The organism is Paenibacillus sambharensis, from assembly GCF_003233845.1.
Lineage (GTDB): Bacteria > Bacillota > Bacilli > Paenibacillales > Paenibacillaceae > Paenibacillus_I > Paenibacillus_I sambharensis.
The window spans coordinates 394,218-418,032 of the sequence record NZ_QKRB01000044.1 but is presented as its reverse complement, the minus strand read 5'-3'; the positions used below and the strand labels follow the sequence as shown (position 1 = coordinate 418,032).

Below are 23,815 nucleotides of genomic sequence, written 5' to 3'. Positions count from 1 at the left end.
CCCAAATTAAACCTTAATGCGGTTGAGCATTGTCTGCATCGATTAATAGGGACAGCCCTGGTTCATCCCATTGGCCCGGCAACGGAATGACGTACAATCAGGGAAGGTCTTATATACATCCGGATCATCTCCCGGCAGGGTCCCTTCAAGGAGAGCAGCAAGTCAGCGGCGGCCTCGCACATCTTTTCTTTATCCACCCGCATGGTCGTCATGGCAACACCGCTCTCCTCCGCGTATCGCAGGTCATCAAAGCCGATAATGGATACATCCCCCGGGATTTGAAGCTGACGCTTGCGAAGCTGGCGCATCAGGAGGTAAGCGATCCGGTCGTTTCCGCAAAAGAATGCGGTGGGCAGCTCCTCCAGCTGATCCAGGAACACTTCTATCTCCCGCTCAGTCGCGCCCAAGCCTTGGGAGGAGGCCAGCACCTTGCGCCCGTCAATAGACAATCCGCGAGCCTGCATTGCCCGCCAATAGCCAAACCAGCGTTCTTCATGACTGGTCGTCAGATTGGCCGGACCGATAAACCCGATGTCCCGATGGCCGGACGCAATAAGCGCTTCAACTGCTTCGCAAGCCCCTTCTATGTTAGCTGAAGCAACGACCGGACACGGCAGCTGCCGGTGATAGGAGTCCAGCATGACCAGCGGAGCATTCGTCTCCCAAACCATTCTGGCATAAGCCTCGCTGACTATTCCAAACAGGATGATTCCGGCATAGGAAATTTCACTGCTGTGCCGCGGCAGCTGCAGTCCTGCTTCCATCTCCCCGTCAATCGGGGCAATAACGGCATTCAGTCCGCGTTTGCGGATACTTTTCTCCAGGCCCCAGATCATATCATGGAAAAATTGAAAATGGTCGTTATCCTCGTAACTCATAATTCGTTCGGGCACCAGCACAAGGACATTACCGCTCTGCTGAGAATCACCCGCGAATGGGCCATAGCCCAGCTCCTTCGCTGTCTGCAGAATGCGGTACCTCATCTCTTCGCTTACCCCTTTCTTCTCCTGCAGAGCAAGCGATACGGCATTTTTCGAAATATTCAATTGGTCGGCAATATCCTGCATGGAAACCCTTTTCTTGCGTCCCATCGTTCTTTTCATTCCTTCCGAAACATGCTAAACTAAGCCTAACTTTACTTTACAATTATTTATTTTGTCAAGTTTGTCAATTTAAATTGGCTGGAGGGAATAGCTTGTGAAATATGCAGTAGGCATTGATATTGGGGGCACGAAGACTGCCCTCGGACTCGTCGATTCCAGCGGAATGGTCCTGAGCAAAGCCTCACTGCCAACGGACCTGTCGCTGTCTCCGCAGGACATGGTTGACAGGATTGCCCAGACAGTATTGGATCTTATGGCTGGCAAGGGGCTTCAGCAAGCTGATCTTAGCGGGATTGGGCTAGGCGCTCCCGGTCCACTGGATACCAGACTTGGACAAATTGCTGAGCCTCCGAATTTGCGGAGCTGGTGGGGCTTTCCGGTTGTTGAAGCATTCAATCGGCACTTCCATGTGCCGATTGTGCTGGAGAATGACGCAACTGCTGCTGCGCTGGCCGAGAAGTGGCTTGGGGCAGCCAAGGGCGCTGACCACTTCGTGTATATCACAATCAGCACCGGCATCGGAGCGGGCATTTACAGCCACGGCAGGCTCATAACCGGAGCCTCCGGGAACGCCGGTGACATCGGGCATGTGGTCATCGATCCTGCAGGCGGCACCTGCACCTGCGGACAAAGGGGCTGCTTTGAGCATATTGCGTCGGGAACTGCAATCGCGCGGGAAGCGAGCATGCTGCTGCAGCGTCCGGTAACGTCCAAGGAAGCCTTTGAACTGGCTCTATCCAGACAGGACGCCAGAATGGAACAGCTTGTCAGCCGCGTGTTCCACTACATAGGCGTTGGCTCTGTCATGCTCATCAACACCTTTGACCCTGAGCTGCTTGTAATTGGCGGCGGCGTCTCCCAGGTTGGAGCACCCCTGTTCGAATCTGTAACCGGCTATATCAGGCAGCATGCACTGAATCCTTCCGGTCGAAGCACGCCAGTCGTGCCTGCGCTGCTGCAGCAGGATGCCGGCCTGATCGGCGCTGCTGCGCTCATTCACACGAAGTATTAGAAGAGGAGTTGTGGCCTTCATGAATCAACCTATTTTTCTGCAGCCTGTATTCCAGGAGCGCATCTGGGGCGGCACCAAGCTGAAGGAGCTGTTCGGTTATCCAATCCCTAACGACCATACCGGCGAGTGCTGGGCGATTTCCGCCCATCCTAACGGACAGAGCATCGTGAAGAATGGCCCCTATCAAGGCATGGCGCTGGGCGAGCTGTGGCAGGCACACCCGGAGCTGTTCCGTTCGGACTCGGCCGTATTTCCGCTGCTGACCAAGCTGCTGGATGCCTCGGACGATCTGTCCGTTCAAGTGCATCCGGATGATGAGTATGCCGGTAAGCACGAGAATGGCGAGCTCGGCAAGACCGAATGCTGGTATATCGTCGATGCCGAGCCGGGTGCGGCCATCATTTATGGGCATGAAGCGTCATCCAAAGCTGAGCTTGCACGCATGATTGAGAACGGGCAGTGGGATGCCCTCCTGACAAGGGTGCCCGTCAAGCAAGGTGACTTCTTCTATGTGCCGAGCGGAACCATTCACGCACTTGGACGAGGAATTGTCGTGCTCGAGACCCAGCAAAGCTCCGATACGACCTACCGGGTCTATGACTACGACCGCCAGGACAAGGATGGCAGCAAGCGTGTGCTTCATCTTGCGAAAGCCATTGAGGTCACCACTATCCCGCAGACCTACACGCCCGCGTCCTACCAGACCCTGGAGAGCGAAGGCATCGTCATTACCCGGTTCGTATCCAACTCCTTCTTCACGGTTGAGAAGTGGGAGGTTACCGGTAGAGCGCAGCTACCTGCAAACGAGAAGTATACCCTCTTCAGCGTTATAGACGGCACCGGAAGCCTTCATGGACAAGGGGACGAATACCAGCTCAATAAAGGCGATCATCTCATTCTTCCAGTAGACTTCGGACCTTACGAGCTCGGCGGCAAGCTCACTGTCATAATTTCACGCGAGTAGCTCTGTGAAGTCAAGCAGGCCGGTCTTTGCCCTTTAGGCAAGACTTGGTCTGCTTGTTTGTTTAAGTCTGCAGGTCTGGACTGGATATGTTGACCACTTGTTATTATAATGTTATTATTTTTACATACATTAATGATAACTGTTATGTATCATTAATGTTTGCCAGCCTATAGCTCTGAATTTCAATGGTCTGCCTGCCGGTCACTAACCATGGAAAGGAGGCGTAGATTTTTAAAGAGATAAGCAATGTTTAATTATTTAAACGAGGAGCGTGATTTCCGATGAAGAAAACCTTTAAAGGCTTATTTTTGTTAGCGCTTACTTTTGTGGTTGTTATGACTTCGTTAGGTACGGAGAATAAAGCTCATGCTGCAACCGGCTTTTATGTAAGCGGTTCCAATCTGTATGACGCGAATGGTAAGCCATTTGTTATGCGGGGAATCAACTACGCTCACAGCTGGTATAAGAATGACCTCCACACTGCCATTCCGAAGATCGCTGCCACAGGTGCCAATACGGTTCGCATCGTGCTCTCCAATGGGGCGAAATATACCAAGGACAGCGCAAGTACGGTAAGCAGCATTATTTCTCTGGTCAAACAGCATAAGATGATCGCCGTGCTTGAAGTACACGACGCAACAGGCAGTGACAGCACAGCTGACCTGGATAAGGCAGTTAATTACTGGATCGAAATTAAGAATGCCCTGATCGGTCAAGAGAAGTACGTCATCATCAACATTGCGAATGAGTGGTATGGCTCCTGGAACGGCTCCGGTTGGGCTAATGGGTACAAATCCGCCATCCCCAAGCTGCGGAGCGCCGGACTTAACCATACCCTGATGGTTGACGCAGCCGGCTGGGGTCAATATCCTGATTCCATCCGAGACTACGGCCAATCGGTATTCCAGGCAGACCCGAACAGGAACACGATGTTCTCAATCCACATGTATGAGTATGCCGGCGGCAATGCCTCCACAATCAAGACGAATATCGACAATGTGCTGAATAAAGGATTATGTCTGACGATTGGCGAGTTTGGGCAGTATCACACAAACGGAGACGTGGATGAGGCTTTTATCCTCAGCTACACCCAGCAGATGCGCGTGGGCTGGCTGGCATGGTCTTGGCATGGCAACAGCGCTGAATGGAAGTACCTGGACCTGGCAGCCAGTGCTGGCGGAAGCCTGACCGATTGGGGCAACACCGTTGTCTATGGCCTTAACAATGCCAACGGCATTAAGCAGACCAGCGTCAGAGCAAGCGTCTATTAGGCATTAAAAAAGAGCCGCCGCTACTCATGCGACAATTTGCACTGTGTAGCGGCGGCTCCTTTAGGTATGAGAGGCCGGTCGCAAAAACTCTGCCCTGAGCAGCAAGGAGACCTGCAGGGAGAGGTCAATTTACGATAAGTAACCCTGTGGGTGTTAGTCCCCCGCTCCATCACATTAAAAAATTCTCATTTATCCTTCCATGCGTGGAATTTTCTGTAAACGGTTCCACAATTGTAAAGAAACTGTAATATTGTCTTCAGGTTGAGTTCAGCTTGGGGTTCTATAATTACAGACATGACCCCCCTTTAGTATATATTCTCTCTTGCAGCCTGCGGCACTCTCAGCCGCAGGTCCTTTTTTTGTGTGATATGGATGAAAGGTCGTTAATCTAGCGCTGATCCGCCTGCAGCTCCGTCACCGCCCCAACAAATCTGCGCGCCTGCTCGGTCAGCTTGTCCCACTCGCCTGCCTTAACCCAATCCGGGTTCAGCAGCTTGCTGCCCATGCCAACCGCCGCAGCTCCAGCCTTGAAATACTGGCCGATGGTATGAAGGTCAACCCCGCCGGTGGCCAGCATCGGGATATGATGAAGCGGTGCTTTAATCTCGGCGAGATACTTCCAGCCCAGTGATCCCATCGGGAAAATCTTGACCGCCTCGGCTCCTGCCTTCCATGCACGGACAATCTCAGTTGGCGTCATGACGCCCGGCCATACGGATATTCCATGCTCCACACCATATGTAATAGCCTCTTCATCAAGGTTAGGTGAGATCAAATATTCCGCTCCCGCTGCGACCGCTTCGCGTGCCATCGCCGCATCAAGCACAGTTCCCGCACCAATACGAGCTGTCCGCCCAAATCGTTCACGCCACCTGCCGATCGTTGCAAGGGCATCATTGGAATTCATGGTCACCTCGATCAGCCGAATCCCCCCATCCACCAGCGCCTGAGCTGCCAAATCCGCTTGTTCCCCTTCATATCCGCGAAAAATAGCTACGATTTTATGCTTGTTTAACATATCCAGTAACTGACTCATTCCAATCCGCCTCTCTAACAGGTTATCGTTGGCTTCATTATAGGCACCGTTAGTCATGGCCGGCAAGCTATTCCCGGATTCCCAGCTTACCCGCACAGCGCCGGTACTCACAATCTGGGCGGCAGCCGCATATGCTGTGGGCATCATAACCGTTATGTGCCTTTATTACTTCATATATGGATGAAAAGGAGTGCTTGTCATGACATCAGCATCTAACGAACGGGGCAGAGCTTCCATAAGAGGAGAACGCAGCTTTAATCCTGGAACCTCCACCTTCGCAGTTCCCCAGCCCCCTCAGCCAGCAACAGGAGGAATCATCAACCCTGGTACGGCTTCCGTAACGCCGCCCCCAGGCGGTATGGGTCCGGCAGTTCCTCCCAACAGCTTCTATGGAAGCTGGCCGTTCGCTCCCTGGCTGGGCTGGCTAGGCTGGCTGCCCGCTCCCGGGGGGAACCCGTCACCCGGCCCATACCCGCTTCCTCCGGAATCCCCTGCTTCCTATATCACTGTCGTGATCAACGGAGGCGCGGCTTTTCCCTGGATAACCCAGCCCTATTCAGTACGTTACCGGCCGGGCTTAACCGTCTATCAGGCTCTGGCTGAAACCGGTATCGTCCGCTTCTCCTGGAACGGGCAGCTAATCTCTGTCGGAGGCGTATATACAGGAGCCGGGAGCGGAGTTTCGTACAGCATCCGGCTCAACGGCCAGCCTTTGCCGCCAGCTTTACTGTCCACAACGGTTCCTCCCGGTGCGTCTATCGGATTGACTCTATTGGCTTAGCCGTAAGACCGGATACGAATGAGAAAGGCCCGGATAACCTGTGACAGTTACCTGGGCCTAATAATGGTCTATTCAATGATCCGCTGCTGTTTAACCGGCTGCCCCAATAAGCTGCTGGCGGCGGGCAGGCTGAGCAGGCTCCCTAACTGGCTCTGCTGCGGCCTTGCCTTCTGCTGACAGCTCGAACGGCAGACACAGCGGCACACCTGTACGCGGATCATAGATAATATCCGCTTCGATTCCGAACACTTCACGCAGAACATCCTTCGTCATGACCTGCTCCGGTGTTCCTTCACCGGCAACCTTGCCGGATTTAATTGCCACCATATGCTGTGCGTAACGGGTTGCGTGATTGAGATCATGGACTACCATGATGATCGTGCGGTTCTCTTCCTCGTTCAGCTTCTGCAGAAGCTTCAGCACCTCAAGCTGATGGGCCATGTCCAGGAATGTCGTCGGCTCATCCAGGAACAGAATATCAGTCTGCTGCGCCAAGGCCATCGCAATCCAGGCACGCTGACGCTGGCCTCCTGACAGCTGGTCAACCGGGCGGCTTGCGAAAGCGGTCATCCCGGTCACCGTAATCGCCCATTCAATGATTTCCTTGTCTGATTTACTAAGCGAGCCAAAGCCCTTCTGATGAGGGAAACGTCCATATCCGACAAGCTCTTGAACGGTTAATCCGTCCGGCGCGACCGGGTTCTGGGGAAGAATGGCAAGCTGCTTCGCGACTTCCTTCGTCGACTGCTCGTGAATGACCTTTCCGTCCAGGAAGACTCCCCCGCCCTTCGGCTTCATGATCCGGGCCATTGTCTTCAGAATCGTTGATTTACCCGATCCATTCGCTCCAACCAGAGCAGTAATTTTACCGGCAGGTACAACAAGATTCAACTGCTCAACAATAAGCCGGTCATCGTAGCTGATATCAAGCTGGCGGGTGTACAGTCTCTCCATAGGTCCAACATCTCCCTTATGATCAGGCTTTCGTCTATAGGAATAAAATAATGTTCATCACACTTATGCAGCGGGTGTCAGTTCCCGCTCCAATATAATTTCACCTCTTATGATGATAATGGTTCTCATTATCAAAGTCAAGGCTTGACGTCTTATTTTTGATGCGGAAGCGGAATTTCTTATGCTCTCTATTGTACCGATCAGGATCCCTTACACACTCGGCTTATTAACCGATATCAAAAAAAAACCGCACACCTTTTCCTGATGTACGGCTTGATCTTACTTTAACAGCTTGTGTATGGTGCCGAGAAGCTCGTCGATCACCTGCCGGTCCCCCGATTCTAACCGACCCGCTACACAGCCTTTCATATGACTTTCGAGCAGCAGCTTGCCGACCCCGTTCAAGGCAGACTGAACCGCAGCAATCTGGTTCAGGATATCATCACAATAGACGTCCCGTTCAATCATTCCGCGCACACCTCTTACCTGGCCTTCTATGCGATTGAGGCGGGAAACCAGATTGCTCTTCAGCTTGTCACTGTGATGGCTTCTGCGCTCTTCCCCGTCCGAATGCGTATGCGCGCAGCATTCTTCCCCGCTCAAATCAGATGCCGCAGGCGCCAGTTCCGTACTCTTCTGCTGTTCTGCCATTCCCTCACCCCCGATAACTCCATCATACCATACCCCAGGGGGGTACTCAAGCGCAGCTGTATTCTCAGCTTAATTCCGTTATCCGCTGCTTCATATAAGCCAGCACATCGCCCGCCAGATCATCCCTCGTGAGGGCCAAATCAATCGTTGCCTGCACGAAGCCGAGCTTGTCGCCCACGTCATAACGCTGCCCCCTGTAAGGATAAGCGGACATTTGCGCTACCGCATTCAGCTTCTGCAGACTGTCTGTCAGCTGGATCTCTCCACCCTTGCCAGGCTGGGCACTCTCCAGATACGTGAAAATATCGGGCGTCAGCACGTAACGGCCGACGACCGCAAGATTCGATGGAGCCTGCCCGGCTGGCGGCTTCTCAACCAGCTCGCGGATGGCGTAGTCATCCCGGCCCGGTTCAAGCGACACGATTCCATACCTGTCCGTATGCTCCCACGGCACCTCTGTCACCGCGATAACCGACGATTGGGTAAGATAATACCGATCAATCATTTCTTTTAGGCATGGCGGCTCGGAAACAAGAATATCATCACCAAGCAGGACAGCAAACGGCTCGTTCTCCACGAAATTCTTGGCGCATAGCACCGCATGTCCCAGCCCCAGCGGCTCACGCTGTCTGACATAATAAATATCTGCCATCTGGGAAACCTCTTGGACCTGCGCAAGCAGCTCCTCCTTGGCCCTCTCTTCAAGAGTGGCTTCAAGCTCGAACGACTTGTCAAAGTGATCCTCGATAGCACGCTTGTTGCGGCCTGTTACGATCATGATGCTCTCTATGCCGGAGGCTACAGCCTCCTCAACGATATATTGTATAGCGGGCTTGTCGATCAGCGGCAGCATCTCTTTGGGCTGAGCCTTGGTTGCAGGCAAAAACCGGGTTCCAAGTCCTCCTGCAGGCAGTACCGCTTTTCGGATTCTCTTTCCACTCATTTGTTGTTCATTCTCCCTTCAGCAGCAACTGGATATTCTTGTCTACAGCCATCTTATCATACCGACTCAGAGATTCCCTAGCCCGTTTTGACTGATCTTATCTGCTTAATGAAGGAATTGAGCACCAGCCTTCCGGACTGATTGACACTGCTTACTGCGCCGTGCCAAACTAGCTGAAGGAATCCACCACATTATCAGTAAAGGAGCTGCTTCGAATGACCATATTCACGGAAACCCTGCGCACTTCCCGCAGAGATGAGATGATCGATATCACCCGTCAGGTTAAATCCCTCACCGCACGCTCGGAGGTGCAGGATGGTATGGCCATCATCTACTGTCCCCATACAACTGCAGGCATCACCATTCAGGAAAATGCGGATCCCGATGTCAAGCATGATATTCTGATGCGTCTGGACGAAGTTTATCCCTGGGAGCATCCTAAATACCGCCACGCTGAGGGGAATACCGCCTCGCACCTTAAGGCGTTGACGACAGGTACAAGCCAGACCATTCTGATTAACGGCGGAAACCTGCAGCTTGGCCGTTGGCAGGGCATCTACTTTTGTGAATTCGACGGACCCAGAACCCGCACTTACATCGTCAAAATCATTAAAGGCTAAAGGCAGCAGTAAACACCGCCCCGGGGGGCTGCCAGGCACATCCTCTTATCCGCCAATCTGCGGCCCTGGGCGGCGGAACTGCTCGGCCAGATAACGCAGCGCAGTGTCGCTGTTCATCTCTTCTTCATTGCCGAGCTTCACGATCTTGATCTCCACAGGATTGTCCGGATTGTCATCCAGGAAAATCAGCTCTTCGGCATCCTTTACCCGTACGTTATAACCGCAGTCCTTCAAAAATGCAAGAATCGCCTGAGCAGTCGGCGGATTCTTGCCATCGGTGAACAGCAGCCCTTTCAGGTTGCGCTCCTCGCCAGTTTCCTTAAGGTGATCGACTCTGAACAAGAAATTCCATTCCATATAATTTCCCACCTCTTGAAGTTTAGAATTAACTCTCTGCCCTGCATAATTTGTCACTATAATGCCATCCTAATCCAGGGACAGCAGTTCCGTCAAAAAAATCGGATTATTGGAGGGTACCTTTCCATGTACGCAACTAACAGCATTACCCAGCAAATCAGACAGTGCGAGCAGGTTGTTCAGCAATTGATCCAACAAACGCAGCAAGCTTCCCAGATGTATCAGCAAATGCTGCAGCAGGAACAGCAAAATGCATCTATGCTGGAGCAGCTGGCACAGCGCGAGCACCAAGCCGTTCAGTCGCTTCAGACGGCCCTTCAAGGACATCAATCGGCTATCCAGCAAATGCAGCATGTGACGCAGCTGTGCAATCAGCTCGAAAATAACGTACAGTCCTTTACGTCTTCGATTGCGGGCAGCGGTATCCAATCCAACTCCCAATACAATCGCAGCTTCCAATAATATATCCGCTTACAGCAAGCCGCCTTCATCCTGCACCAGTGGACAAGGCGGTTTTGCCGTGGTGGAAGCGTTGACCCTCCAGTTAAGGATTTCTTCGTAAATCTTGACAAAACTCTGATGTTATTTATAATAATTATTATGTAGTAGTATTTAAAATTTGTAATGCCGTTTATACCCCAGGTTATCCTACAACATTGTGACAAGCTGTAATTTGCGTCACTGAATAAATGGATTTACTTAAGGTATGGTGGAATGTGGTTAACCAAAGGAGGAGGAACAATGAGTAACATTCATAACGTGCTGAACAAGCAAATCGCCAACTGGAGCGTCCTTTATGTCAAGCTCCACAACTACCACTGGTATGTGAAAGGCCAGCAGTTCTTTACCCTTCATGCCAAGTTTCAGGAGCTCTATGAAGAAGCCGCACTGCATATCGATGAAATCGCTGAGCGTCTTCTTGCCCTGCAGGGCCAGCCGGTTGCCACAATGACCGAGTATCTGTCCTTGTCGAGCGTCAAGGAAGCTGCCGGCAGCGAGAACGCTGTCGCGATGGTCGATGTCATCATCAAGGATTTCACGACAATTATCCAGGAGCTCAAGGATGGTATCTCGCTTGCACAGGAAGCTGGAGACGAAACAACAGCCGACATGCTGCTCGCCATCCACACATCGCTCGAGAAGCATGTTTGGATGCTGCGCGCATTCAACGGTTAAGGCAGCACACCCACAAGACAAGGCCCGCTGGTCACACTTGAGACCAACGGGCCTTCCTTGTTGCTATGTTCAAGATTTCTTCTGATCTGCAATCTTCTCCGCCAGCTCATTCAGGTACGTCCAGCGGTCCATGAGTTCCTCAAGCTTGGCCTCCAGCTGCTGCTGCTCCTGCATCAGCTCCTGAAGCCGGACAGAATCACTGCCCGCCTGCTCCATTTGCGCCCCCGTCCTGTTCAGTGCCTCTTCCGTCTCCGCGATCCATTCATCGATCTGCTCGAAATCCTTCTGCTCCTTATAGCTCATCCGCAGCTTCTCGCGTGACTGCTCACGTGAGGCGCCACCCGTCGTTTCCTTCACTTCAGCAATCCGGGTCTCTTCCCGCTGCGAGCCCTTCTCTGTACGCTCTGCTACCTCGGAATAATTGCCGGTATGATGACTGACTGTCCCGTCGCCTTCGAAGGCAAGAATCCGGTGAACTGTCCGGTCCAGGAAATACCGGTCATGAGAGACGACGAATACAACGCCGGGGAACTCATCCAGATAATCCTCCAACACATTAAGCGTGGGGATATCCAGATCATTGGTCGGCTCGTCCAGCAGCAGTACGTTAGGGGCCATTATCAGGACCCGAAGCAGCTGCAGCCGCCTTTTCTCGCCGCCTGAAAGCTTGCCGATAGGCGTCCACTGCATAGGACCGTCGAATAAAAACCGTTCAAGCATCTGCGACGCGGACACCGTGGTGCCATCCCCGGTCCTGACCTGCTCCGCTGCCTCCCGGATATAATCGATGACACGCTTGGACGGGTCCGGCTCATCCATCTCCTGGCGGAACCAGCCGATGGTAACCGTTGGCCCACGCTCAACACTGCCTGCATCCGGCTCAATCTCCCCGGCAATCAGCTTTAGCAGCGTCGACTTGCCGGTGCCATTGCGGCCAATTATACCGACTCTGTCCTCCGGTACGGCAATATAGCTCAAATCCTGGATCAGCTCCCGGCCGTCATAGCGTTTGGCCACATGATCGATCTCGATGATCTTTTTCCCCAGGCGGGTAGAAGCAACGGACAACTCCACCTTGCCTCCAGCCTTCTGCGGCTCATCGCCCTGAAGCGCTTCGAAGCGCTCAATCCTCGCCTTCTGCTTGGTTGTTCTAGCCTTGGCTCCGCGTCTGATCCAGGCCAGCTCATTGCGCAGCAGGTTCTGACGCTTGGCTTCTGTAGCCGCCTCCCGCTCCTCCCGCTCCAGCTTCAGCTCCAGAAACCGGCTGTAGTTCGCTGTATAGAAGAACGCCCTGCCCCGGTCCAGCTCCATAATGCGGTTGCTGACCCGGTCAAGGAAGTACCGGTCATGCGTAATCATCAGCAGTGCGCCCTTGCGCTTCTGGAGCGCCTGCTCCAGCCATGCGACAGACTCGTTGTCGATATGGTTCGTCGGCTCGTCAAGAATAAGCAGATCCGCTGGCTGGATCAAGGCAGCAGCCATGGCCACACGCTTGCGCTGACCACCAGACAGCGAGCCCATCCGCGCATCGTACTGGTGAATGCCCAGCTTTCCAAGCGCCGCCTTGGCATCGCTCTCGATATGCCAGGCCCCCAGCATATCCATCTGCTGGCTCGCCTTCATCAGCCGCTCCTGCAGCTCCTGGCTCTGAGGCTGCAGCGCCGACAGCTCAAGCGCCTCCGCATACTCGCGCGCCGCCAGCAGCTCCGGAAGATCGCCGCGAAAGACATGCTCCAGCACGGTCTCTTCCGGATCATACTCCGGGTTCTGGGCCAGCATTCTGACCGTCGCCTTCGTGCTCTTCGTAATACCGCCCGAGTCGGGAGGCTCCAGCCCGGCAACCACCTTCAGAAAGGTCGATTTGCCCGCACCGTTGACGCCGATGATGCCGATCTTGTCGCCTTCATCCACCCCGAAGGTGACATCCTCAAACAGCATCTTATCCCCGTAACTCTTCGTAATATGTTCAATTGTCATTATCGGCATAATAAGGTCCTCGTCCTATCCTTAAAATAATCGGAAGCCTGCCGGGCTTGCCGGACTCTTCTTGCTTTCATCATACCATACACGCTCCCGGTGCGCATGCTGACGGGGCCATAACCGAGCCGTCCGGCACGAGAGCCTCCAGCCATTTTACACCACACGTCTATCCTGTTATGCTCGAAGCATATCGTTACAAATCGCTCATACGGACAGGTGATGGGTATGAATAAGAACACACGTAACAGCAGCAGCAGCCGGACAATCCGCAGCTTCCTTCTCATCCTCATCCTCCTGCTGGCCGCCGGAACGGCAAGCGGCTGTGTTGAGGGCAATGCGGCTGTCAATGTCTCCGCAACCGGCAATGTGGACGTCTCGGCTGCGATTGGTCTGCCCTCTCAATCCGAGGTGCCGGCTGACCTTATAATAAAGAGCTTCAGCCAGCGGATGCAGGAATACGGGTTTGAAACTTCCTCGGTGAACGACGGTGATATGACAACCTGGACCTTCAAGCGCCATTACGACCGGTCGGAAATCTTCACAGGCAAGCTCGGCGACGAATTCGAGCTGGACATAACTGGTCTTCGCCTGGCGTATAAACGTGAACATAGTTGGCTCTATAACATCCACACTGTTGAGGTCGTCATTCAGCCTGGTGAGATGCTGGCGGACAGCCAGCTCTACGAGCGTTACCGCAAGCTGCCCGCTCTTGTAAGGCGGCTGGCGGAGCGCCGGGTTGATCTCGACATCTCATTAAACATGCCGTACCCTCCAGCGGATCACAATGCTGACATATCCAGCAGAGGCGGCCGCTCGCTCACATGGAGCATTTCGCCCACTGCCGATACACCGGTCAAACTGACCGTATATGGTCCTAATACCGGAACCTTCGTGGCTGTCTTCATTCTTATAGCCTGCCTGGCCACCCTGCTTATCTGGCTGATTACCCGGTTAAGGCGCCGCTTGCGTGCCCGCCGCCAGCGCGAGGGAAACCCTTGACTTGATCATCGTGAGCTGAATCTCTGAATGTGATTACAAAGGAGGCTGCCTGCTATGCACATCGTGGTCGCACCCGACTCTTACAAAGGAAGTGTCAGTGCCCGTGAGGCTGCGGAGGCCATGGCTCGGGGAGTACGCCTGGCACTGCCTGATTGCAAGATTTCGAAAGTGCCGGTTGCCGACGGTGGGGAAGGCACCCTCGACTGCGTGCTTGAAGCATCCGGCGGGACTGCACACACTCTTATGGTGTCCGATCCGCTGGGACGCTCTGTTCCTGCGAGGCTCGGAATCCTGGATGGCAGCGGCACCTGCATAATCGAGACGGCGGAAGCATGCGGGCTTCATCGCCTGACGGAACCGGAGAGAAACCCGCTGGTTACATCGACATTCGGAGTGGGCCAGCTTATTATGGCCGGGCTTGATCTGGGCTGCCGAAGCTTTGTGCTCGGACTTGGCGGCAGCTCCACTAATGACGGGGGAGCCGGTATGCTGCAGGCGCTGGGCATCCGGCTTCTCGACAAGCATGGAGAGGAACTCGTGCCTGGAGGAGCAGCACTTGAGAGGCTTCACCAGATAAGTACGGACCTTCTCGACCCGCGTCTTGCCGGGACCTCCTTTATTGCCGCTTGCGACGTGGATAATCCCCTCATTGGACCAGACGGCGCCTCAGCTGTCTTTGGCCCGCAAAAGGGCGCATCATTGGAGGACGTGAGTCTCCTTGACAATTGTTTGGCTGTCTGGGCAGACCATACCGAAGCAGCGACCGGAATCCGTCTGCACAGCCTCCCGGGGGCCGGCGCTGCCGGTGGTATGGGCGGGGCACTGATCGCATATCTCAGAGCACGGATGGTGCCTGGCTTTGAGGTGGCTGCAGAGATGACGGGGCTTGAAGCACATATACGGGCTGCGGATCTGGTCCTTACCGGCGAAGGCCGTACGGATGCCCAAACGATTCATGGCAAAGCCCCCTGCGGCGTTGCCCGGCTTGCGCAGCGTTACGGCGTTCCAGCTGTCGTCTTGTCCGGTGCTGCAGGCAGCGATTCCAAGGCGCTGCACACCGCAGGCGTGACCGCCGTGTTCAGCATTACGAACGAGCCCATGCTGCTCGAGGCGGCAATCCGCCGCGCTCCGATGCTGATTGAGCAGGCTGCGGAGCAAGTAGTTCGGCTGTTCTGTGCCGGGCAGCGGACGAAGCAGGATTAATGAATTCCACGAGTCGCAGCTGCCCTAAGATCATTCGTATGCATCGTTACCGGTTCGTTAACCGGACAAAATGAGGGGGTGCCCCGCTGTCATCTGTGATGACTTATGGGACACCCCTTATGACACTTCCTTATAACGTTACCCCTTGGGCACGACCAGCTTGACCTCCGTACCGGTTCCCGGCTCGGATTGCACCGTCAGCTGTCCGCCAATCCCCCTCGCGCGTTCTTCCATGCTGAACAGTCCAACTCCGCGTCCGCCGCGGCTTCTTGTAAAGCCCTTGCCGCGGTCCACAATGCGTACTTCCACCGCATCATTCTTCTCGTCCACGGACACCTCGGCCTCAGACACATCCGCATATTTGGCAATGTTGGTGAGTGATTCCTGAATGACACGATAAATCGTCGTCTCCGCCATCACATCAAGGCGGCTCTTCAAATTATTCGTCAGCTGAACCTCTATACCGTAATGCTGGGAGAAATTATCTACATAAGTGCGGATAGCCGGAACAACGCCGAGATCATCAAGAACAGAAGGGCGCATTTCCCAAGCAAGACTTCGGATATCCTCCATCATATTGGACACTTCGCTCCGCAGCATGCCAAGCTCCGAAACCTCCTGATGCTCTCCGATTATGCGGTCGATCTGAATCAGCAGGGAAAACAGGCTCTGTCCGATTCCGTCATGGAGCTCCCGGGAGAACCGCTTGCGCTCCTCCTCCTGAATATGCATGACCTTGGCCATCATCTGCTTCAGCTCGTGCTCTACCTGCTTAAGCTGTGTCACCTCATTGCGGATCGCGAGATACTGATAAGGCCGGCCCTTCTCGTTTACAAAAGGTACAATGGTCGTATCGACCCAGTAATAAGTTCCGCTCTTCGAGCGGTTCTTAATCTCCCCGCGCCATACCTCTCCGCTTCCGATCGTCCGCCACAGCTCCTGCATGAAGGCCTTGTCATGGTAGCCGGAATTGATAATCCGGTGATCCTGTCCGAGCAGCTCCATCCGGCTGTACTGGGAAATCTCGCAGAACTTGTCATTTACGTATTGAATGACGCCCTTCGCGTCTGTAATGGCCACAATGGACGATTCATCCAGTGCAAACTTGACATCCGCCAGCTGCTTCAACGCCACATGAAGGTGTTCACGCACCTCTTCATCCTGGATATGAGTGTCGAGCTGGGCAAGAAGATAGTTAACGTTCTCGCCAATAATTTCCCGGTAACCCCGGTTTCCGCCGTCTCTATTCAAAGTTCAGCAGTCCTTTCTTCAGTGCAAATTTAATCAGCTCAGGCCGAGTCTTAAGCCCCAGCTTCTCCATTAAATTGCTCTTGTGCGTCTCCACCGTCTTGACGCTGATCACCAGGTTATCGGCGATCTCCTTATTGGAATACCCCTTGGCAATCCAGCCGAGAATTTCCTTCTCGCGCTCTGACAGCGTCTCATAGGCGCCTGCCGGCTCTCCTCCCTGCTTCATCCGCTGCAGATATTCACTCATCAGCCGCTTGGTTGCCGTTGGATAGAGGTAGGCATTGCCGGCTGCTATGGATTGAATAGCAGCCAGCAGCTCCTCGTGCGGCGCATTCTTCAATATATAACCTGAGGCTCCAATCTGGATCGCCCGGAACAAGTATTCATCATCATCGTGCATCGTAAGTATAAGTACAGCTGTATCCGGAAGCTCCTTCTTGAGCTCGGCTGTCGCCGTCATGCCGTCCTTGCCATGCGGCATGCTGAGGTCCATCAGCACAACCTCAGGCCGGAGCTCCAGCGCCATACGGATCGCTTCATCACCCTCCGATGCTTCACCCACCACTTCAATGTCATGCTTGCCGTGGAGCAGCATCGTTAGTCCGGAGCGGACAACAGCATGGTCATCACATATCAGCACTCTTATCATGGTCCGTTCCCCTTTCAGCACTCCGCCAAGGCAGAAGCACCATTCATTCTCTTCATTATAACTACCATCTTATCAAAAGAAAAAGAATCCTCGCAATGGAGGATTCTTGTTTCACTCATATGAAAGTCCTTCTTCCGGGCTTTGCCTGCACCAGCGCCGCGCTGGTGCTCTCAAGATATGCCAAGCTGCATGACCTGCAGCTGAAGCATCCGCCCGGCAAGCCTTTCCACTTGGGAAAACGCATGCTCAAGCTCTTCCTTCGTATAGAAGCTCCCCGATCTTCTGCCGAGCAGCAGTACGCCCTTGATATCCCCTGTCGTAAACAGCGGCAGTACCGCGGCTCCCTGCAAGGATTCCGCCAGCATGACAGGCTCAGCCTCCCGCAGTCTGGCCGCATCAGACTGGCTAGGGTTCAGCAGCGCTGGCCGTCCGGACCGGATGGCGGCACCGGATAGCCCCGCGTTGGGCCGCTGCGTCATATTTAATGTACGCGAACTAATACTGCCCAGAGCAAAACGCCACGCCACCCTTCTTACCGAAGGATCAACCCAGCCAAGTCCTGCGAAATCGCTGGCCGTCTCCTGCCTCAGCTGCTCGATTTCCTTTAGGATATCCGCCTTTACGCTTTCCATACATGCCGCCTCCTTTCTGCCGCGCAAGGCACTATATAGGTTGTGTATACATTGTAATCCTTCGCCGCTCAAATAACAGTCAGGGAATTCCCTGAAAAGCGCCTCCTATATTACCTTATCTTCGCTCAAAGCCCTATCCCCCATACTACCGGGGGAAAACCCCTACGCGAGACGTGTGATTTTCCTCACGGACGATTCAGGATTTTACGTAGTATTTTTTCAGGAGATACCCCGATTACAAAAAATCACTGCAAGGCGTATCATAAGGGTATCAAAGCGAGAGCAGAGGAGGGCACGGTGACATGAGCATCTACTACGCAAACGAAACCGAACGCGCACAGAAAATGAAGAGCGGCTTTAGCGGCCACGACGGGAATGCATCATTATTTACAAGCGGACAGCTTGATCAACTGGCTTCCATTATGAATATCCGGAAATATGATGCCGGAGCATATCTCTTCTGGGAAGGAGATCCGGCCGATTCCGTCTACCTGGTCCGCAAAGGACTGGTGAAGCTCCGGAAGTCCACGGACGATGGCAAGGATCTGCTGCTGTCCATTCTTCAGCCGAATGACCTGCTGGCCGACATTGATGCCTGGGACACCACGCACCGGTACAGCGCACAGGCTATGGAAGCCGTTGAGGTTGGCGTCGTTTCCCGTCTTCAGCTGGAGCTCCTGATGAGCAAGAGCGGCGAGTTCGCATTCCGGTTTGCGATGTGGATGAGTCTGATGCACCGCCTTACCGAATCCAAGCTGCGCGACCTGCTTATGCTTGGCAAGCAAGGCGCACTCGCTTCCACTTTGATCCGGCTTAGCAACAGTTTCGGTATCGTCACCGAGGAAGGCATCCTGATTGACATTAAGCTGACGAACACCGAGATGGCAGAGCTGGTAGGCACCACACGGGAGAGCGTCAACAGAATGCTCGGAGCGCTTAAGGACGATGGGGTGATCCAGGTTGCGGGAGGCGGCATGATCCGCATCTTGCAGATTGATGAGCTTCGCTCCATAGCCGGCTGCCCGGACTGTCCAGCCTGTCCGAAGGAAATGTGCCGTATTTAGCGACATCTAGGGTGAGCTTAATATCACGCCGGTACACCAAATACTTTGTGATTAATTTCACAGATGTTGCAGGACAGGAAGCGTATGATGAAACCAAGACATAAATAAAGCACCTATCCCCTAAGGAGGCGGAGAGTAATGGCGGTAAAAGAAACTAAAGTCCAGGAACAGCAGACGGTCCAAGAGAACATAGACGCCCTCGTCAAGCGTGCAAAGCAAGCCCAGGAAGAGTTCATGGAGCTCAACCAGGAGCAGATTGACCACATCGTTCAGGAGATGGCACTTGCCGGACTCGACAAGCATATGCTTCTCGCCAAGATGGCAATTGAGGAAACTGGCCGTGGTGTTTATGAAGACAAGATCACGAAGAATATCTTCGCTACAGAGTATATCTACCACAGCATCAAGAAAGAAAAGACAGTCGGCATCATTGAAGAGAACCACTACGAGAACTACAAGAAAATTGCTGAGCCAGTCGGCGTTATCGCTGGTGTTACACCGGTAACAAACCCGACTTCCACCACGATGTTCAAGGCGCTGATCGCGATCAAGACCCGTAACCCGATCGTGTTCGCCTTCCATCCTTCCGCACAGAAGTGCAGCGTGGAAGCCGCCCGCACTCTGCTTGACGCAGCAGTACTGGCAGGCGCTCCTGCGAACTGCATCCAGTGGGTTGAACAGCCTTCTGTTGAAGGAACACAGCAATTGATGAATCACAAGGACGTGGCACTCGTGCTCGCTACAGGGGGATCTGGAATGGTTAAAGCAGCTTACAGCACTGGTAAACCGGCTCTTGGTGTCGGACCTGGTAACGTGCCTTGCTTGATCGACAAGACAGCGAACCTGAAGCAGGCTGTAACAGACCTGATTCTGTCCAAGACGTTTGACAACGGCATGATCTGTGCTTCCGAGCAGGCCGTCATTATAGAAGAACCGGTTTATGACCAAGTGAAGAAGATGATGTCCGTGCTTGGATGCTACTTCCTCAACAAAGAAGAGACCGAAGCGGTTTCCAAGTTTGCAATCAACTCCGAGAAGTGCGCTGTAAACGCGGTAATCGTCGGCCAGCCGGCTGCGAAGATCGCCGAGATGGCAGGCATTGAAGTACCGGCAGACACGAAGATTCTGGTTGCCGAGCTGAACGGTGTAGGCGAAGCATTCCCGCTGTCCGCTGAGAAGCTCAGCCCGATCCTGGCCTGCTACAAGGTGAAGACGGCAGAACAAGGTATCGAGCGCGCTGCAGAAATCGTCCGCTTCGGCGGAATGGGTCACTCGTCGGTTATCCACTCGAACGACCAGCGTATTATCGAAGCTTATGCGAAGAAGCTGCAGACCGGCCGCGTTATCGTGAACTCGCCTTCGACACACGGCGCAATCGGCGACATCTACAACACGAACCTGCCTTCGCTCACACTGGGCTGCGGATCGTACGGCTCGAACTCCACAACATCGAACGTATCGGCTGTCAACCTGCTTAATATCAAGCGCGTTGCCGACCGTACCGTAAACATGCAGTGGTTCAAGATTCCACCAAAGATCTACTTCGAGAAGGGTTCGACGCAGTACCTGGCCAAAATGCCGGATATCTCGCGCATCCTGATTATCACCGACGAAATGATGGTGAAGCTCGGATACGTTGAGAAGGTAGAGTACTACCTCCGCAAGCGCCAGCTGCCTGTACAGATTGAAGTATTCTCCGATGTCGAGCCGGATCCGTCGGTAGACACGGTAAGCCGCGGCACAGCAGTAATGGAACGCTTCCAGCCAGACTGCATCATCGCACTCGGCGGCGGTTCGCCAATGGACGCAGCGAAAGCCATGTGGCTGTTCTACGAATACCCGGACACAGACTTCAACGGTCTGAAGCAGAAGTTCATGGATATCCGTAAACGGATCTACAAGTACCCGCGCCTGGGTCAAAAAGCAAAGTTCGTTGCGATCCCTACCACTTCGGGTACAGGTTCTGAAGTTACCTCGTTCGCGGTTATTACCGACAAGAACAAGGGCAACACGAAATATCCGCTGGCAGACTACGAGCTGACGCCAGATGTAGCAATCATCGATCCGGAATTCGTTTACACGCTGCCTAAGACAGTTGTAGCCGATACAGGCATGGACGTTCTGACACACGCAATCGAAGCTTATGTTTCGGTTATGGCTAACGACTACTCGGATGGCCTCGCGATGAAAGCGATCCAGCTGGTATTCGAGAACCTTGAGAAGTCGTTCGCAACCGGCGATCCTGTCGCCCGCGAGAAAATGCACAACGCTTCGACCATTGCAGGTATGGCCTTCGCCAATGCTTTCCTTGGCATCAACCACAGCCTTGCACACAAATTCGGAGCCGAGTTCCATACAGCGCATGGCCGTACTAACGCAATCCTGATGCCGCATGTTATCCGCTACAATGCGCAGCGTCCAACGAAGTTCCAGTCGTTCCCTAAATATGATCACTTCAAAGCTGATGAGCGCTATGCGGAAATCGCACGTATGCTCGGATTGCCTGCCCGTTCGGTTAGCGAAGGTGTTAACAGCCTGATTGAAGCTATCCGCAAACTGAACCGTTCGCTCGGTATTCCTGAGAGCTTCCAGGCTGTAGGCGTTAATGCTGACGCATTCGAAGCCAGAGCCGATTACCTGGCAGACCGTGCATTCGAAGATCAATGCACAACGGCCAATCCGCGTATGCCGCTCGTAACTGAACTTGCCGAAATCTACCGCAAAGCATTCTACGGTAAATTCGAGTAAGCGAGTAAGCATCCGGAAGCCGCACAGATCTGTGCGGCTTCCACTCACTTAAACCCTTAAGATAAACCATAAGGAGGCAACGCATATGTCTACCCTTGAGAGAAACCTGAAAACCGGCGGGCCATCCGACGCCTGGCGGGGATTTATTACCGGACCTTGGACAGATAAAGTAAACGTACGTGATTTCATTCTTCTCAATGTCACACCTTACCAAGGTGATGACCGCTTCCTCAGCGGAGCGACCCAAGAAACAACCGAGCTCTGGGACATTGTCAGCCGGCTGACTCGTGAAGAACGCGAGCGCGGCGGTGTATGGGATGTAGATGTCAATACCCCTTCCTCTATCGTCTCTCATGGTCCAGGTTACCTGGATGAGAAGCTCGAGAAGATCGTCGGCGTCCAAACCGATGCCCCGTTCCGCCGCAGCATTCAGCCTTATGGCGGTGTACGAATGGTACAGGACGCTTGTGAAGCTTACGGCTTCCAGCTGCCTGAAGAGATCGTCCGCCTGTTCACAGACATCCGCAAGACTCACAACCAAGGTGTATTCGATGCTTATACCTCTGACATGCGTAATGCCCGTAAAGCAGGCATCATCACCGGACTCCCGGATGCTTATGGCCGGGGACGCATCATTGGCGACTACCGCCGTGCTGCCCTGTATGGTGTTGACCGTCTGATTCAGGAGAAGAAGCAGGATCTGAAGGAAATGGAAGCACTCGCGATGAGCGAAGATGTCATCCGCGCCCGAGAAGAACACAGCGAGCAGATTCGCGCGCTGCAGGAATTGAAGCAGATGGCAATGAGCTACGGCTATGACATCTCCCGCCCTGCTGCCAATGCACGTGAAGCGGTACAGTGGCTGTACTTTGCTTACCTGGCTGCCATCAAGGAGCAGAACGGGGCGGCAATGAGCCTAGGCCGGGTCTCCACATTCCTTGACATCTACTTCGAACGCGACTTGAAGGAAGGCATCCTGAACGAACAGGAAGCACAGGAAATCATCGACCACTTCGTTATGAAGCTCCGGATCGTCAAGTTCCTGCGGACACCTGATTACAACGAACTGTTCAGCGGCGACCCTACATGGGTAACGGAATCCATCGGCGGCATGGCTGAAGACGGCCGTACGCTGGTTACGAAGAACAGCTTCCGGATTCTGCACACGCTGTACACACTCGGCCCTGCACCGGAACCGAACCTTACCGTTCTCTGGTCCAATGACCTGCCTGAAGGCTTCAAGAACTTCTGCTCCAAGGTATCCATTGAAACCAGCTCCATCCAGTATGAGAGCGATGACCTGATGCGTCCGATCTACGGCGATGACTATGGCATTGCCTGCTGCGTATCCGCGATGAGAATCGGCAAGCAAATGCAGTTCTTCGGCGCCCGTGCCAACCTGGCGAAGGCTCTGCTGTATGCCATTAACGGCGGCGTAGATGAGAAGCTCGGCATGCAGGTGGGACCGAAGGAAGCGCCGATCACTTCCGAAGTGCTTGACTTCGAAGAGGTATCCGAACGTTATGACCGTGTCATGGATTGGCTTGCCGGCCTGTACATGAACACACTGAATGTCATTCACTATATGCACGACAAGTACTGCTACGAACGGATCGAATTCGCTCTGCATGACAAGGAAATCATCCGTACGATGGCTTGCGGCATCGCCGGTCTCTCCGTAGTGGCCGACAGCCTGAGCGCCATCAAGTACGCGAAGGTACGCCCAATCCGCAACGAACAAGGTATCGCTGTGGACTTCGAAATCGAAGGCGAATACCCGCAGTACGGCAACAACGATGAGCGTGTAGACCAAATGGCTGTCGAATTGGTTGAGACCTTCATGGCCAAACTGCGCAAGCACGAAACCTATCGCGGTGCTATTCCGACTCAATCCGTACTGACGATTACATCCAACGTCGTCTACGGCAAGAAGACCGGTTCCACGCCAGACGGCCGGAAAGCCGGCGAGCCGTTCGCACCGGGCGCTAACCCGATGCATGGACGCGACCGCAAGGGTGCGCTCGCTTCTCTTGCAAGTGTTGCGAAGCTGCCTTACGATGAGGCACTTGACGGTATTTCCAACACATTCTCAATCGTCGAGAAGGCACTGGGCCGTGAAAGCGAAGACCGGGTCCGCAACCTTACAGCTATGCTTGACGGCTATATGGGCAAGGGAGCACATCATCTTAATGTGAACGTATTTGACCGTTCCCAGCTGATGGATGCCATGGAGCATCCAGAGAACTATCCGCAGCTGACCGTGCGTGTATCCGGATACGCGGTTAACTTCATCAAGCTGACTCGCGAGCAGCAGCTGGAAGTCATCAGCCGTACCTTCCACGGCAGTATGTAACTTGTAACATGAATATGTACTAAAGCTGCTTCCGGAACGTACCACCTGCCAACTTAAGTCTAAACTTA

General features: G+C 53.8%; 22 protein-coding genes. 12 read left to right on the top strand and 10 right to left on the bottom strand.

All coding sequences use genetic code 11. The features are described 5' to 3' along the window. Positions 1–62: 62 nt before the first annotated feature. Positions 63–1,103: a LacI family DNA-binding transcriptional regulator gene (locus DNH61_RS13265; RefSeq protein WP_245948166.1), complete on the bottom strand. Its 1,041-nt coding sequence runs from the start codon at positions 1,101–1,103 to the stop codon at positions 63–65. Between the two features lie 94 nt (positions 1,104–1,197). Here DNH61_RS13265 and DNH61_RS13260 point away from each other — a divergent pair, with 94 nt between their 5' ends. The 3 genes from DNH61_RS13260 (at position 1,198) to DNH61_RS13250 (ending at position 4,350) form a co-directional block, all read left to right on the top strand. Next, the gene (locus tag DNH61_RS13260) at positions 1,198–2,115 is read left to right on the top strand and encodes an ROK family protein (protein WP_111147126.1); all 918 of its coding nucleotides are present in this window, start codon (positions 1,198–1,200) and stop codon (positions 2,113–2,115) included. 19 nt (positions 2,116–2,134) lie between these two features. Continuing rightward, positions 2,135–3,079, top strand: a complete 945-nt coding sequence (manA, locus tag DNH61_RS13255) for a mannose-6-phosphate isomerase, class I (RefSeq protein WP_111147125.1) — start codon at positions 2,135–2,137, stop codon at positions 3,077–3,079. 281 nt (positions 3,080–3,360) lie between these two features. Then, positions 3,361–4,350, top strand: coding sequence for a glycoside hydrolase family 5 protein (locus DNH61_RS13250; protein ID WP_111147124.1), 990 nt, complete (start codon positions 3,361–3,363; stop codon positions 4,348–4,350). A gap of 388 nt (positions 4,351–4,738) precedes the next feature. Here DNH61_RS13250 and DNH61_RS13245 read toward each other — a convergent pair whose 3' ends face one another. Beyond that, entirely contained in the window at positions 4,739–5,386 is a 648-nt protein-coding gene (locus DNH61_RS13245; RefSeq protein WP_111147365.1) for a bifunctional 4-hydroxy-2-oxoglutarate aldolase/2-dehydro-3-deoxy-phosphogluconate aldolase, read from the bottom strand. Between the two features lie 199 nt (positions 5,387–5,585). Between DNH61_RS13245 and DNH61_RS13240 the strand changes: the two genes are divergently transcribed. Beyond that, positions 5,586–6,167 (top strand): hypothetical protein, encoded by a 582-nt coding sequence (locus tag DNH61_RS13240; protein WP_111147123.1) that lies wholly within the window; start codon positions 5,586–5,588, stop codon positions 6,165–6,167. Positions 6,168–6,257: 90 nt separating this feature from the next. On the opposite strand, the gene DNH61_RS13235 is transcribed toward DNH61_RS13240, so the two are convergent. The 3 genes from DNH61_RS13235 to galU all read right to left on the bottom strand — a co-directional run bounded on the left by DNH61_RS13235 (position 6,258) and on the right by galU (position 8,715). After that, on the bottom strand, positions 6,258–7,121 hold the full coding sequence (locus DNH61_RS13235) for an ABC transporter ATP-binding protein (RefSeq protein WP_111147122.1): 864 nt from the start codon (positions 7,119–7,121) through the stop codon (positions 6,258–6,260). A gap of 279 nt (positions 7,122–7,400) precedes the next feature. Next, entirely contained in the window at positions 7,401–7,772 is a 372-nt protein-coding gene (locus tag DNH61_RS13230) for a metal-sensitive transcriptional regulator (RefSeq protein ID WP_111147121.1), read from the bottom strand. Positions 7,773–7,836: 64 nt separating this feature from the next. Next, on the bottom strand, positions 7,837–8,715 hold the full coding sequence (gene galU / locus DNH61_RS13225) for a UTP--glucose-1-phosphate uridylyltransferase GalU (RefSeq protein WP_111147120.1): 879 nt from the start codon (positions 8,713–8,715) through the stop codon (positions 7,837–7,839). Positions 8,716–8,930: 215 nt separating this feature from the next. Here galU and DNH61_RS13220 point away from each other — a divergent pair, with 215 nt between their 5' ends. Further along, positions 8,931–9,335: a secondary thiamine-phosphate synthase enzyme YjbQ gene (locus DNH61_RS13220; RefSeq protein ID WP_111147119.1), complete on the top strand. Its 405-nt coding sequence runs from the start codon at positions 8,931–8,933 to the stop codon at positions 9,333–9,335. Positions 9,336–9,380: 45 nt separating this feature from the next. Here DNH61_RS13220 and DNH61_RS13215 read toward each other — a convergent pair whose 3' ends face one another. Next, on the bottom strand, positions 9,381–9,692 hold the full coding sequence (locus DNH61_RS13215) for a hypothetical protein (protein WP_111147118.1): 312 nt from the start codon (positions 9,690–9,692) through the stop codon (positions 9,381–9,383). Positions 9,693–9,818: 126 nt separating this feature from the next. Between DNH61_RS13215 and DNH61_RS13210 the strand changes: the two genes are divergently transcribed. Both DNH61_RS13210 and DNH61_RS13205 read left to right on the top strand, forming a co-directional pair. Continuing rightward, a complete protein-coding gene (locus DNH61_RS13210; RefSeq protein ID WP_111147117.1) occupies positions 9,819–10,154 on the top strand; it encodes a hypothetical protein in 336 nt (111 codons plus the stop codon). A gap of 279 nt (positions 10,155–10,433) precedes the next feature. Next, positions 10,434–10,868 carry a Dps family protein gene (locus tag DNH61_RS13205; protein WP_111147116.1) on the top strand — a complete coding sequence of 145 codons (435 nt, stop codon included), beginning with the start codon at positions 10,434–10,436 and terminating at the stop codon, positions 10,866–10,868. A gap of 69 nt (positions 10,869–10,937) precedes the next feature. Here DNH61_RS13205 and DNH61_RS13200 read toward each other — a convergent pair whose 3' ends face one another. After that, positions 10,938–12,854, bottom strand: coding sequence for an ABC-F family ATP-binding cassette domain-containing protein (locus DNH61_RS13200; protein WP_111147115.1), 1,917 nt, complete (start codon positions 12,852–12,854; stop codon positions 10,938–10,940). Between the two features lie 219 nt (positions 12,855–13,073). On the opposite strand from DNH61_RS13200, the gene DNH61_RS13195 reads away from it, so the two are divergent. Continuing rightward, positions 13,074–13,847 carry a hypothetical protein gene (locus tag DNH61_RS13195; RefSeq protein ID WP_111147114.1) on the top strand — a complete coding sequence of 258 codons (774 nt, stop codon included), beginning with the start codon at positions 13,074–13,076 and terminating at the stop codon, positions 13,845–13,847. A gap of 54 nt (positions 13,848–13,901) precedes the next feature. Further along, on the top strand, positions 13,902–15,050 hold the full coding sequence (locus DNH61_RS13190; RefSeq protein ID WP_111147113.1) for a glycerate kinase: 1,149 nt from the start codon (positions 13,902–13,904) through the stop codon (positions 15,048–15,050). Between the two features lie 138 nt (positions 15,051–15,188). Here DNH61_RS13190 and DNH61_RS13185 read toward each other — a convergent pair whose 3' ends face one another. The 3 genes from DNH61_RS13185 to DNH61_RS13175 form a co-directional block, all read right to left on the bottom strand. Further along, entirely contained in the window at positions 15,189–16,301 is a 1,113-nt protein-coding gene (locus DNH61_RS13185; RefSeq protein ID WP_111147112.1) for a PAS domain-containing sensor histidine kinase, read from the bottom strand. Then, entirely contained in the window at positions 16,294–16,950 is a 657-nt protein-coding gene (locus tag DNH61_RS13180) for a response regulator transcription factor (protein WP_111147111.1), read from the bottom strand. The genes DNH61_RS13185 and DNH61_RS13180 overlap by 8 nt, the downstream gene beginning before the upstream one ends. Before the next feature lie 170 nt (positions 16,951–17,120). Further along, complete coding sequence (locus DNH61_RS13175; protein WP_111147110.1) at positions 17,121–17,582, bottom strand: GAF domain-containing protein; 462 nt, start codon at positions 17,580–17,582, stop codon at positions 17,121–17,123. A 302-nt stretch (positions 17,583–17,884) separates the two neighbouring features. On the opposite strand from DNH61_RS13175, the gene DNH61_RS13170 reads away from it, so the two are divergent. From DNH61_RS13170 to pflB, 3 genes are all read left to right on the top strand, one after another. Further along, complete coding sequence (locus DNH61_RS13170; RefSeq protein WP_111147109.1) at positions 17,885–18,646, top strand: Crp/Fnr family transcriptional regulator; 762 nt, start codon at positions 17,885–17,887, stop codon at positions 18,644–18,646. Positions 18,647–18,784: 138 nt separating this feature from the next. Beyond that, positions 18,785–21,394 carry a bifunctional acetaldehyde-CoA/alcohol dehydrogenase gene (gene adhE, locus DNH61_RS13165; protein WP_111147108.1) on the top strand — a complete coding sequence of 870 codons (2,610 nt, stop codon included), beginning with the start codon at positions 18,785–18,787 and terminating at the stop codon, positions 21,392–21,394. A gap of 85 nt (positions 21,395–21,479) precedes the next feature. Continuing rightward, positions 21,480–23,747, top strand: a complete 2,268-nt coding sequence (gene pflB / locus DNH61_RS13160) for a formate C-acetyltransferase (RefSeq protein WP_111147107.1) — start codon at positions 21,480–21,482, stop codon at positions 23,745–23,747. Positions 23,748–23,815 lie beyond the last annotated feature (68 nt).

Excerpts from the sequence above, each read along its gene's own strand:
- DNH61_RS13265 (WP_245948166.1), bottom strand. The coding sequence starts at position 1,103 with ATGAAAAGAACGATGGGACGCAAGAAAAGGGTTTCCATGCAGGATATT.
- manA (WP_111147125.1), top strand. The coding sequence starts at position 2,135 with ATGAATCAACCTATTTTTCTGCAGCCTGTATTCCAGGAGCGCATCTGG.
- DNH61_RS13250 (WP_111147124.1), top strand. The coding sequence starts at position 3,361 with ATGAAGAAAACCTTTAAAGGCTTATTTTTGTTAGCGCTTACTTTTGTG.
- DNH61_RS13245 (WP_111147365.1), bottom strand. The coding sequence starts at position 5,386 with ATGAGTCAGTTACTGGATATGTTAAACAAGCATAAAATCGTAGCTATT.
- DNH61_RS13240 (WP_111147123.1), top strand. The coding sequence starts at position 5,586 with ATGACATCAGCATCTAACGAACGGGGCAGAGCTTCCATAAGAGGAGAA.
- DNH61_RS13235 (WP_111147122.1), bottom strand. The coding sequence starts at position 7,121 with ATGGAGAGACTGTACACCCGCCAGCTTGATATCAGCTACGATGACCGG.
- DNH61_RS13230 (WP_111147121.1), bottom strand. The coding sequence starts at position 7,772 with ATGGCAGAACAGCAGAAGAGTACGGAACTGGCGCCTGCGGCATCTGAT.
- galU (WP_111147120.1), bottom strand. The coding sequence starts at position 8,715 with ATGAGTGGAAAGAGAATCCGAAAAGCGGTACTGCCTGCAGGAGGACTT.
- DNH61_RS13220 (WP_111147119.1), top strand. The coding sequence starts at position 8,931 with ATGACCATATTCACGGAAACCCTGCGCACTTCCCGCAGAGATGAGATG.
- DNH61_RS13215 (WP_111147118.1), bottom strand. The coding sequence starts at position 9,692 with ATGGAATGGAATTTCTTGTTCAGAGTCGATCACCTTAAGGAAACTGGC.
- DNH61_RS13210 (WP_111147117.1), top strand. The coding sequence starts at position 9,819 with ATGTACGCAACTAACAGCATTACCCAGCAAATCAGACAGTGCGAGCAG.
- DNH61_RS13205 (WP_111147116.1), top strand. The coding sequence starts at position 10,434 with ATGAGTAACATTCATAACGTGCTGAACAAGCAAATCGCCAACTGGAGC.
- DNH61_RS13200 (WP_111147115.1), bottom strand. The coding sequence starts at position 12,854 with ATGCCGATAATGACAATTGAACATATTACGAAGAGTTACGGGGATAAG.
- DNH61_RS13195 (WP_111147114.1), top strand. The coding sequence starts at position 13,074 with ATGAATAAGAACACACGTAACAGCAGCAGCAGCCGGACAATCCGCAGC.
- DNH61_RS13190 (WP_111147113.1), top strand. The coding sequence starts at position 13,902 with ATGCACATCGTGGTCGCACCCGACTCTTACAAAGGAAGTGTCAGTGCC.
- DNH61_RS13180 (WP_111147111.1), bottom strand. The coding sequence starts at position 16,950 with ATGATAAGAGTGCTGATATGTGATGACCATGCTGTTGTCCGCTCCGGA.
- DNH61_RS13175 (WP_111147110.1), bottom strand. The coding sequence starts at position 17,582 with ATGGAAAGCGTAAAGGCGGATATCCTAAAGGAAATCGAGCAGCTGAGG.
- DNH61_RS13170 (WP_111147109.1), top strand. The coding sequence starts at position 17,885 with ATGAGCATCTACTACGCAAACGAAACCGAACGCGCACAGAAAATGAAG.
- adhE (WP_111147108.1), top strand. The coding sequence starts at position 18,785 with ATGGCGGTAAAAGAAACTAAAGTCCAGGAACAGCAGACGGTCCAAGAG.
- pflB (WP_111147107.1), top strand. The coding sequence starts at position 21,480 with ATGTCTACCCTTGAGAGAAACCTGAAAACCGGCGGGCCATCCGACGCC.